This window comes from Caulobacter sp. SSI4214, from assembly GCF_012184455.1.
In the GTDB taxonomy this organism is placed as follows: domain Bacteria; phylum Pseudomonadota; class Alphaproteobacteria; order Caulobacterales; family Caulobacteraceae; genus Caulobacter; species Caulobacter vibrioides_E.
The window spans coordinates 83,573-93,221 of record NZ_SZWJ01000007.1; the positions used below are offsets into that span (position 1 = coordinate 83,573).

The following is a 9,649-nucleotide window of genomic DNA, read 5'->3' on the forward strand; positions in this document are numbered from 1 at the left end:
GCCATGCCCAGCGACGAGCCTAGTCAACAGCCCGCCGTTCCGGTTCGACGAAGCCGGGGCGTGCGGGCGTTCCTTCGACGTATGCGCCGCCGCCTGATTGGCGGCGACGAGCCCCAGCGGCCGCCCGAGCCGCCGCCGGCCAGCGGCGCGGTCGACATCGTCGACCAGGCCGAGGCCTTCCAGACCCTGCGGGTCGCCGACGTCATGACGCCGCGCGCCGACATCGTCGCCGTCGAGCTGTCGACCCCGTTCGAGGCGGTGGTGGCCCAGTTCGCCGAGGCCGAGCATTCGCGGATGCCGATCTATCGCGAGACGCTGGACGACCCGGTGGGCGTCGTCCACGTCAAGGACATCTTCCATCTGCTGGCCGATGACGAGAAACATCCGGCCCCTGGCGACCTTGTCCTGAACAAGCTGCGCCGCGACGCCCTCTATGTGCCGGCCTCGATGAAGGCCGCCGACCTGCTGCTGCGCATGCGCACCAGCCGCATCCATATGGCTCTGGTCATCGACGAGTTCGGCGGCACCGATGGTTTGGTCTCGATGGAGGACCTGATCGAGGCGGTGGTCGGCGAGATCGACGATGAGCACGACGATGCGGCCGCCGTCTCGGTGGTGGCGCGGCCGGGCGGGGTCTATGACGCCGACGCCCGCGCGCCGCTCGAGGAGCTTGAGGTCGCGCTGGGACGCGAACTGGCGCCGTCGGAAATGGAAGAAGACATCGACACCGTCGCCGGCCTCGTCGTCGCCCTGGCCGGCCGCGTGCCGCAGCGGGGCGAGGTCATCGCCCATCCCGACGGCTACGAGTTCGAGGTCGTCGAGGCCGATCCGCGACGGGTGCGCCGTGTGCGCGTGCGTGGCGGTCCCGCGCCAGAGTCCGCCTCGGAAAGCGCCTCGCGTAGCGATCCGGTTTCGTGACCGTCTGGACCCGTCTCCGGGATCATCGGCTTTGGTCCGGCCCCTGGCCAGCGCTGGCGGCGGGACTCGCGGCCGCCTTGGCCCACCCGCCGTTTGGCGTCCTGCCGGGTCTGCTCGGCTATGCGCTGCTTCTGCGCCAGCTGGACGGCGCCAGTCCAGAACGACCTCTGCGGTCCGCCTTCTGGCGAGGTTGGCTGGCGGGCGTGGCCTATTTCGGTCTGGGCACTTGGTGGATCGCCGAGGCCTTCATGGTCGACGCCGCCAACCAAGGCTGGATGGCGCCGTTCGCCGTCGCCGCCATGGCGGGGGGGCTGGCGCTCTTCTGGGGCGCGGCGGGCCTGGCCTATCGCGCCATTGGCCGCAAGGGACCCTGGCGCGTCCTTGTGTTCGCCGGAACCTTCGCGGCCCTGGAATGGACGCGCGGCCACATCCTGACGGGGTTTCCCTGGAACCTGCCTGGCGAGACCTGGCGGGCCGGGTCATGGCCGTCTCAGGCGGCGGCCCTGGTCGGGGCCTATGGCCTGACCTGGATCACCCTGGCCATCGCCGCCGCGCCGGCGGTCTGGCGCGAGGGCCGGGGCGGGCGTATCGCGCTAGGCGCCGCCGCCGCCGGCCTTGTCGCCCTTCACGGCTACGGCGCGGCGGTCGAGTCGCGGCCCCTGCCGGAAGGATCGCCGGTCACCGTGCGCCTCGTCCAGGCCGACATCCAGCAGGACGCCAAGTGGGACGCCACGCGCTTCGCCCGGATCGTTCAGTCCTATGTTTCGCTGACGGCCAAGCCCTACGCCGGCAAGCCCGCCGACCTCGTCATCTGGCCGGAGGGGGCCTTGCCCGCCGCCGTCAACGACTATCTGGCCCCGGGAACCTGGGTTCGCGAGGCGATCGTCGACAGCCTGAAGCCGGGTCAGATCCTGTTGATCGGCGGCTATCGCTATGAGGGCCCGGTCCAGGCGCCGGTCTACTACAACAGCCTGATCGCCTTGCGCCGCACGGCGACCGATCTCGAGCCGATCGGAGTCTATGACAAACACCGGCTGGTGCCGTTCGGCGAGTACCTGCCAGCCGAAAAGTTGCTGACCGCCATCGGCTTCAAGAGCCTCGCCCATCTCGGGGACGGCTTCGCCACCGGACCCCGTCCCGCGCCGTTGCGCCTGTCGCCCGACCTGCTGGTCCAGCCGCTGATCTGCTACGAGAGTCTTTTCCCGGGTCTGGCGCGCCGCGATCCCGAGGTGCGGGCGCTGATCAATGTCTCGAATGACGCCTGGTTCGGCGTGACGTCCGGCCCGCTGCAACATCTGAACCTGGCCAGCTACCGGGCGATCGAGAGCGCCCGCCCGATCCTTCGGGCCACGCCGACCGGCGTCACCGCCGTGATCGACGCTCGCGGCCGAATCAGGCCCGGAGCGAGTTTGTCCTTAGGACAAAGTGGAGTCGTCGACGCCTCAATACCAGCGAAGGGAGAGGTTACGCCCTTCGACCACTTGCGAAATGGCGCGTTTTGGGTCCTTCTACTGATATCTATGGTTGCGTCAGCTCGTGTTTGGTCAGGTAAAACCTCTTCGTCTATTGCGCGGCTGAAAGAGTTAGGCTGAATTAAAACCGCAATTTCAGCTATCAAGCGTGGGCATGAGCCAGCTCTTGGAAACCGAACGCCGCCCCAATCCCGTCGACCTTCATGTTGGCGCGCGTATTCGAATGCGCCGGAAGCTTCTGGGCGTCAGCCAGGAGCGGCTGGCCGAGGATCTGGGCCTGACCTTCCAGCAGGTCCAGAAATACGAGCGCGGCGCCAATCGCGTCAGCGCCAGCAAGCTCTACGAGATCGCCCGTAGTCTCCAGTCGTCGGTCGGCTATTTCTTCGAAGGCCTGGCCCAGACGACGAGCGAAGGGGTCGCCGAGGACGGAGAGCCCTTCGTCCACGACTTCCTGATGACCCCCGAAGGGCTGGAACTGGCCACGCTGTTCCCGCGCATCAGTCGTCAGAAGGTGCGCAAGCGCATCCTTGAGCTCGTCCGGTCGATGGCCGAGGAAGAAGGCGCGGGCGACGAGGAGGACTGACGCCCTCTTCAGACAAGCTCGCCTTGATCGCATAAACATATCTTTATATGGTTCCGGTCTAATTGGACGCCGAACTAGGCGCCCCAAGCGCCCGCGCGCATCCTCAAGGCCGGAGCTGTCTCTTGAACCGTTCGTCCTACATCTTCACCAGCGAGAGCGTCTCCGAAGGCCACCCCGACAAGGTCGCGGACCGCATCAGCGACACGGTCGTCGACGCCTTCCTGACGGCCGATCCCGAGGCGCGCGTCGCCTGCGAGACCCTGGTGACGACCAATCGCATCGTGCTGGCCGGCGAGGTCCGTGCCGGCAAGCCCGACGGCGACAAGAAGGCCAACAAGCAGCTGACCAAGGACATCATCGCCTCGCTGGAGCCCAAGGTTCGCGCGGCGATCAAGGACATCGGCTACGAGCAGAAGGGCTTCCACTGGCAGAAGGCGAAGTATTCGAACTTCCTGCACGGTCAGTCGGCGCATATCGCCCAAGGCGTGGACGCCACCGACAAGAAGGACGAAGGCGCCGGCGACCAGGGCATCATGTTCGGCTACGCCAGCACCGAGACCCCCGAGCTGATGCCGGCCACGCTGCAATACAGCCACAACATCCTCAAGCGTCTGGCCGAGTTGCGCCACTCGGGAGAGCTTTCGGAACTCGAGCCGGACGCCAAGAGCCAGGTGACCCTGGAATATGATGGCCACGGCCGCCCGCAGCGCGTCGTCTCGATCGTTGTCAGCCACCAGCACAAGAAGAAGATCGATGGCAAGGCCGCGACCTCCAAGCGCGTGCTGGACCTGATCAAGCCGCATATTCTGCCGATCTTCCCGGATGGTCTGATCACCAAGAAGACCCAATGGCTGGTCAATCCGACCGGCCGCTTCGAGATCGGCGGGCCGGACGGCGACGCCGGCCTCACCGGCCGCAAGATCATCGTCGACACCTACGGCGGCGCGGCCCCCCACGGCGGCGGCGCCTTCTCGGGCAAGGACCCGACTAAGGTCGACCGCTCGGCGGCTTATGCCTGCCGTTACCTGGCCAAGAACGTCGTGGCCGCCGGCCTGGCCGACCGCTGCACCATCCAGATCGCCTACGCGATCGGCGTGGCTCAGCCGGTCTCGTTCCACGTCGACCTGCATGGCACCGGCAAGGTGGATCCGGCGGTGCTGGAAAAGACCCTGCCGCAGCTGATCGGCGGCGCGACGCCCCGCGCCATCCGCGAGCACCTGCAGTTGAACCGCCCGATCTACGCCCGCACCGCCGCCTATGGCCACTTCGGCCGAACGCCGGACAACGAAGGCGGCTTCTCCTGGGAAAAGACCGATCTGGTCGGCGAGCTGAAGGGCCTGGCGTAAGCCTCATCCCGCGATCCGCGAGGCGGGCTCCGATCCTGATGGGTCGGAGCCCGTTTTCATTTCCAGCACAGGGCTTTAAGACCCCGCTCCATGACCAACCCGCAACAACCCCACGGGCCGCTGCGCTCTTTCGGCCGTTTGAAATCGCGCCCGGTGAAGCCGCGCCAGCAGGCCCTGCTCGACACCCTGTTGCCCGAGATCGCCGTGCCTCAAGGTCCGTTCCGGCCGCTGGACCTGATGCCGGACGCCGAGGCCGTGTGGCTGGAAATCGGCTTCGGGGGCGGCGAGCACATGGCGACCCAGGCCGGCCGCAATCCCAACGCCCTGGTGATCGGCGCAGAGCCGTTCGTCAACGGCGTGGCCAGCGCGGTTCGCCACGTGGAGGAACAAGCGCTTAAGAACGTGCGCATCCACGAGGGCGACGCCCGCGACGTCGTCGATTGGTTGCCCGACGCGTGCCTGGACCGGGTGTTCATCATGTTTCCCGATCCCTGGCACAAGGCCCGCCACAACAAGCGCCGCCTGATCCAGCCGCAATTCGTCGCCAGGCTGGCCCGTGTGATGAAGCCCGGCGCGGGCTTGCGTTTCGCCACCGACTGGGCCGACTACGCCGAGTGGACGACCGAGCGCGTGCTGGCCGATCCGAGCTTCAGGTTCGCTGACGAGGCTGCCGATCGCAACGCGATCCCGGCCGACCACGTCACCACGCGCTATGAGGAAAAGAAGCTCGGCGACTGCGCGCCGGTGTTCCTGGATTTCGTCAGGGTCTGACCCGGCTCCAGCCAGACAAGAGGGGAACGGTGGCGAACGCCGCGCCGCCATCTTTCGCGCGTCCGGCTATGGTTGCTTGCAGGATATCCCCAGCGATGACGCCGGGCGGTAAGTCCCGCAGATAGATCTTGATCCGCCGCTGCCCGGGGGCCTGGACATCGCCCGCCGCCTGTCCAGAAGCGATGTAGACGAAGCGTCCTCGGCTGTCCGCGCGCACAAAGCCGCCGCCGGGGCGCGGCCCTTCCGGCGTAGGCGTCAGCGTAATGGGAATATCGAAGGAAAGATCGCCGTCGGCCGCCCGGACCGGATCGATCGGCCGACTTTTGGCGTCGTGCTTCGCGAAGACGACGCCAGATGGCGGGTTGGCCAAGATGATCCGAAGCGTCAGATCAATCCTGGCCGCCACGGTTAGTACGTCTCGTTGTGGCGCTTGATCGCCGCGCGGATGATGTCGGCGGTCTCCTCGATGTCGGCCCAGCCGGTGATCTTGGTCGACTTGCCCTTTTCCAGGTCCTTGTAGTGCTGGAAAAAGTGGGCGATCTGCTCGGTCAGGATGGTCGGCAGGTCGCGCCAGCTCGACACGCCCGTATAGAACGGGTGCAGCTTGTCGACCGGCACGGCCAGGATCTTCTCGTCCGAGCCGGCTTCGTCGACCATCATCAGGGTGCCGATCGGGCGGCAGCGAATGATCGCGCCCGGCACGACCGGGGTCGGACCCACGACCATGATATCGGCCGGGTCGCCGTCGTCGGCCAGGGTGTGCGGGATGAAGCCGTAATTGGCCGGATAGAACATCGCCGTGTGCAGGAAGCGGTCGACCATCAGGGCGCCGCTTTCCTTGTCGATCTCGTATTTCACCGGCTCGCCGCCCTGCGGGATCTCGATAATGGCGTTCAGGTCATACGGCGGGTTGGCCCCGGTCGGGATCTTGGAGAGGTCCATCGTGACTCTTTTGATGTTCTTGAGGTCCGCGGGGAGGCGGCCTGCGCGGGGCGCTTATAGGCGCAAATGGTCGCGGCGCGGAAGAGGTGTGCGCCGACGGAGTCGACAGCGTCCGGCAATTCGCCTATAAAGCGCTCTACATCGTCCGTTAGCGCTAGATGGCGCTTTCGAGCGGCGGCCCGAAAGGCTGCCGCTTTTTGTTTGGCCGAAGCAGGCCGGAGAGTTTGAGTGCGCGGCAAGACGCAGGAAGACCGTGATCTGATCGAGATGCTCGATCCCGTTGCCGAGAGCCTCGGCTACGAGATCGTCCGGCTGCGCCTGATGGGCGGGACCGAGCAGCGTCGACTGCAGATCATGGCCGAACACCCGCTGCTGGAAGACGGCTCGGGCGGCGACATGAACGTCGAGGACTGCGCGCGCCTGTCGCGCGGCGTCTCCGAGATCCTGGACGCCGCCGATCCGATCGCCGGCGAATATACGCTGGAGGTGTCCAGCCCCGGCATCGACCGCCCGCTGACCCGCCTGAAGGACTTCGAGGACTATGCCGGCCTCGAGGCGCGCATCGAGCTCGACCGCGTCGCCGAGGGCCGCAAGCGCTTCAAGGGCGAACTGGCCGGGGTCGAGGACGACCAGGTCGGCCTGAACATCGAGGGCGAGGACGACGTCACCGTCTACTTCCCCTTCGCCTGGATCATCGACGCCAAGCTCGTCATGACCGACGCCCTGATGGATCGGGGGGCCAAACAGCGCGCCGCCCGCCTGAAGGCGGAAAACGACTCATCCGACAACGAAGACCTGTCCGAAAGTGAAGAGGACTGACCATGGCCATCGGCATCGCCGCCAACCGGCTTGAACTCCTGCAGATCGCCGACGCGGTCGCCCGCGAAAAAGGCATCGAGAAGGAAGTCGTCATCGAGGCCATCGAGGACGCCCTGCAGAAGGCCGCCCGCGCCCGCTACGGCGCCGAGCACGACATCCGCGTCAAGATCGACCCCAAGACCGGCGAAACCACCCAGAAGCGGGTGATCGAGGTCGTGGCCGATGACACCGACCTGGAAGGCGAGATCGGCAAGATGCCGCTAGCCATCGCCAAGCGGACCTGGCGCGACGCCGAGATCGGCAAGGTCTACGAAGAGGCCCTGCCGCCCTTCGAGATCGGCCGCGTCCAGACCCAGATGGCCCGCCAGGTCGTCATGCATAAGGTCCGCGAAGCCGAGCGCGAGCGCCAGTACGACGAGTACAAGGATCGCGTCGGCGAGATCGTCAACGGCAGCGTCAAGCGCGTCGAATACGGCAACGTCATCGTCGATCTGGGCCGGGGCGAAGGCATCATGCGCCGCGACCAGTCGATCCCGCGCGAGAACTTCAACGTCGGCGACCGCATCCGCGCCTACATTTACGACGTCCGTCGCGAGACCAAGGGCCCGCAGATCATGCTGAGCCGCGCCCACGGCGGCTTCATGGCCAAGCTGTTCGCCCAGGAAGTGCCGGAAGTCTATGACGGCGTCATCGAGATCCGCGCCGTGGCCCGCGACCCGGGTTCGCGCGCCAAGATGGCCGTCATCTCGAACGACAGCTCGATCGACCCGGTCGGCGCCTGCGTCGGTATGCGCGGCTCGCGCGTCCAGGCGGTCGTGGCCGAGCTGCAGGGCGAAAAGATCGACATCATTCAGTGGTCGGAAGACGAGGCCACCTTCATCGTCAACGGCTTGGCGCCGGCGGAAGTCTCCAAGGTCGTCATGGACGAGGAAGACGAGCGCGTCGAGGTCGTGGTGCCGGACGAACAACTGTCCCTGGCGATCGGCCGTCGCGGCCAGAACGTGCGCCTGGCCTCGCAGCTGACCGGCTGGCAGATCGACATCATGACCGAAAGCCAGGAGAGCGAGCGCCGTCAGCGCGAGTTCGCCGAGCGCACGGCCCTGTTCCAGGAAGCCCTGGACGTCGACGAGGTCATCGCCCAGCTGCTGGTCACCGAAGGCTTCGTCGCGGTCGAGGACGTGGCCTATGTCGAGCCGCACGAAGTGGCCTCGATCGAGGGCTTCGACGAGGAGACCGCCGAGGAACTGCAGGCGCGCGCCCGCGAGTACCTCGAGAAGGAAGCCGCCGAGCTGGACGCCAAGCGCAAGGCCCTGGGCGTCGAGGACGCGGTCCTGGCCATCGAGGGCGTGACCCTGGCCATGGCCGTCGCCCTGGGCGAGGGCGACGTCAAGACGGTCGAGGATCTGGCTGGTCTGGTGCCGGACGACATGCGCGGCTGGTTCGAAACCAAGAACGGCGAGCGCGTGCGCGAGCCGGGCATCCTGGAAAGCTTCAACCTGTCGCCGGAAGACGCCGAGGCCCTGATCATGCGCGCCCGCGTGGCCATGGGCTGGGTCGAGGCGCCGCCGGAGCCGGAGTACGAAGAAGCCGAAGCCGCCACCGAGAGCGAAGAGGCCTAAGCGCCTTCGTGCGTCAAACAACGGCCTCGCGGAGCGATCCGCGGGGCCGTTCGCCGTTCAGGAACCATGACCGACCAGACCCCCAAGACCCACGCCGAAGCCAGCCGCCAGCGCAAGGACATCGTCCTGGGCGAGGCGACCGACGAGGCGCGTCTGATCCGTTTCGTGGCGGGGCCGGACGGCGCGGTGACGCCCGACCTGGCCCGCAAGCTGCCCGGGCGCGGGATCTGGGTCGCCGCCGATCGCGACTCCGTGACGACGGCGGCCAAGAAGGGGCTCTTTTCGCGCGCCGCCAAGGCCAAGCTGACCGCCGCGCCGGACCTGGCCGATCAGGTGGAAATCCTTCTGGCCCGTCGCGTCCTGGACGGACTGGGCCTTGCGCGGAAGGCGGGGAGCATTATCTCGGGATACGAGAAGGTGGTCGCCGCCCTGGGGACGGGCAAGGTCGCCTGGCTGATCGAGGCGTCCGACGGCGCCGAGGACGGTCGCCGCAAGGTGCTTTCGGCCGCTCGAAGGGCTCCCGTTCCGCCTCGTCTGCTCGGCGCGTTCAATTCCGATGAATTGGGTTTGGCCTTGGGCGGGGAGAATGTGATACACACCGCTCTCCTTGCCGGGCGCGGGATCGATCGCTGGACATCGGATGTCGAGCGTCTATCAGGCTTCCGCCCGCTTCTGCCTCCCGAGTGGTCGGCGAACGGACGTGAGGAAGGCTAGGGCTTTTCAGTCCCACCGGGGAACCGTCGGTGCGATCGAAAAGCTCTAGAATCTTTGAAGTGTGGCGCGGCCATCCGGGTCGCGTCCGTGAGCGAAGGGTCGGGAAACGCGCTTGCCTCGGCAGGTACGTCCAGGCCCCTTTCTCACATGGAAAGAACGGTTTTTTAGCCGGGTACCGCCCGGCGGAAGTACAAGCGAGCGCATGAGCGACGAAAACGAAAACGGCCGACCCGGCGGACGAGCCCCGATGACGCTGAAGCCCCGCCAGGGCTCGGTGAGCGCAGGGGTCGTGAAGCAGAGCTTCAGCCACGGCCGGACCAAGACGGTGGTGGTGGAAACCAAGCGGACGCGTCCTCACGCGCCCGCCTCAGGTAATCTCGCCGCGCCGTCTTCGGCTGAACGTCGCCATGGCGACGCCCCGGCGCCCCGTCCGCAGCAGCCGCAATCGAGCGGCGGCGGCGGTGG

11 protein-coding genes are annotated in these 9,649 nt (G+C 66.9%); 9 read left to right on the plus strand and 2 right to left on the minus strand.

What is annotated here, in order from left to right:
* Positions 1–3 precede the first annotated feature (3 nt).
* From FCU40_RS03815 to trmB, 5 genes are all read left to right on the plus strand, one after another.
* Positions 4–918, plus strand: coding sequence for a hemolysin family protein (locus tag FCU40_RS03815; RefSeq protein ID WP_168073024.1), 915 nt, complete (start codon positions 4–6; stop codon positions 916–918).
* The gene (gene lnt / locus FCU40_RS03820) at positions 915–2,510 is read left to right on the plus strand and encodes an apolipoprotein N-acyltransferase (RefSeq protein WP_168073025.1); all 1,596 of its coding nucleotides are present in this window, start codon (positions 915–917) and stop codon (positions 2,508–2,510) included. The genes FCU40_RS03815 and lnt overlap by 4 nt, the downstream gene beginning before the upstream one ends.
* Positions 2,511–2,538: 28 nt before the next feature.
* Complete coding sequence (locus FCU40_RS03825; RefSeq protein WP_168073026.1) at positions 2,539–2,973, plus strand: helix-turn-helix transcriptional regulator; 435 nt, start codon at positions 2,539–2,541, stop codon at positions 2,971–2,973.
* Between the two features lie 122 nt (positions 2,974–3,095).
* Positions 3,096–4,319 (plus strand): methionine adenosyltransferase, encoded by a 1,224-nt coding sequence (metK, locus tag FCU40_RS03830; RefSeq protein WP_004618142.1) that lies wholly within the window; start codon positions 3,096–3,098, stop codon positions 4,317–4,319.
* 90 nt (positions 4,320–4,409) lie between these two features.
* Positions 4,410–5,090: a tRNA (guanosine(46)-N7)-methyltransferase TrmB gene (trmB, locus tag FCU40_RS03835; RefSeq protein WP_168073027.1), complete on the plus strand. Its 681-nt coding sequence runs from the start codon at positions 4,410–4,412 to the stop codon at positions 5,088–5,090.
* Here trmB and FCU40_RS03840 read toward each other — a convergent pair.
* Together FCU40_RS03840 and ppa are read right to left on the minus strand one after the other, a co-directional pair.
* A complete protein-coding gene (locus FCU40_RS03840; RefSeq protein ID WP_054508529.1) occupies positions 5,080–5,496 on the minus strand; it encodes a DUF5990 family protein in 417 nt (138 codons plus the stop codon). The two genes, trmB and FCU40_RS03840, sit on opposite strands and share 11 nt — an antisense overlap.
* Before the next feature lie 2 nt (positions 5,497–5,498).
* Positions 5,499–6,032 (minus strand): inorganic diphosphatase, encoded by a 534-nt coding sequence (gene ppa / locus FCU40_RS03845; RefSeq protein WP_004618138.1) that lies wholly within the window; start codon positions 6,030–6,032, stop codon positions 5,499–5,501.
* Between the two features lie 228 nt (positions 6,033–6,260).
* Here ppa and rimP point away from each other — a divergent pair, with 228 nt between their 5' ends.
* The 4 genes from rimP to FCU40_RS03865 form a co-directional block, all read left to right on the plus strand.
* The gene (gene rimP / locus FCU40_RS03850) at positions 6,261–6,851 is read left to right on the plus strand and encodes a ribosome maturation factor RimP (protein WP_004618136.1); all 591 of its coding nucleotides are present in this window, start codon (positions 6,261–6,263) and stop codon (positions 6,849–6,851) included.
* Positions 6,852–6,853: 2 nt separating this feature from the next.
* Entirely contained in the window at positions 6,854–8,470 is a 1,617-nt protein-coding gene (gene nusA, locus FCU40_RS03855; protein ID WP_168073028.1) for a transcription termination factor NusA, read from the plus strand.
* Between the two features lie 66 nt (positions 8,471–8,536).
* Positions 8,537–9,184, plus strand: a complete 648-nt coding sequence (locus FCU40_RS03860) for an RNA-binding protein (RefSeq protein WP_168073029.1) — start codon at positions 8,537–8,539, stop codon at positions 9,182–9,184.
* 202 nt (positions 9,185–9,386) lie between these two features.
* Positions 9,387–9,649, plus strand: a 263-nt coding sequence (locus FCU40_RS03865; protein WP_168073030.1) for a translation initiation factor IF-2 associated domain-containing protein, incomplete at its 3' end; no start/stop codon positions are given.

Excerpts from the sequence above, each read along its gene's own strand:
- FCU40_RS03815 (WP_168073024.1), top strand. The coding sequence starts at position 4 with ATGCCCAGCGACGAGCCTAGTCAACAGCCCGCCGTTCCGGTTCGACGA.
- trmB (WP_168073027.1), top strand. The coding sequence starts at position 4,410 with ATGACCAACCCGCAACAACCCCACGGGCCGCTGCGCTCTTTCGGCCGT.
- ppa (WP_004618138.1), bottom strand. The coding sequence starts at position 6,032 with ATGGACCTCTCCAAGATCCCGACCGGGGCCAACCCGCCGTATGACCTG.
- nusA (WP_168073028.1), top strand. The coding sequence starts at position 6,854 with ATGGCCATCGGCATCGCCGCCAACCGGCTTGAACTCCTGCAGATCGCC.
- FCU40_RS03860 (WP_168073029.1), top strand. The coding sequence starts at position 8,537 with ATGACCGACCAGACCCCCAAGACCCACGCCGAAGCCAGCCGCCAGCGC.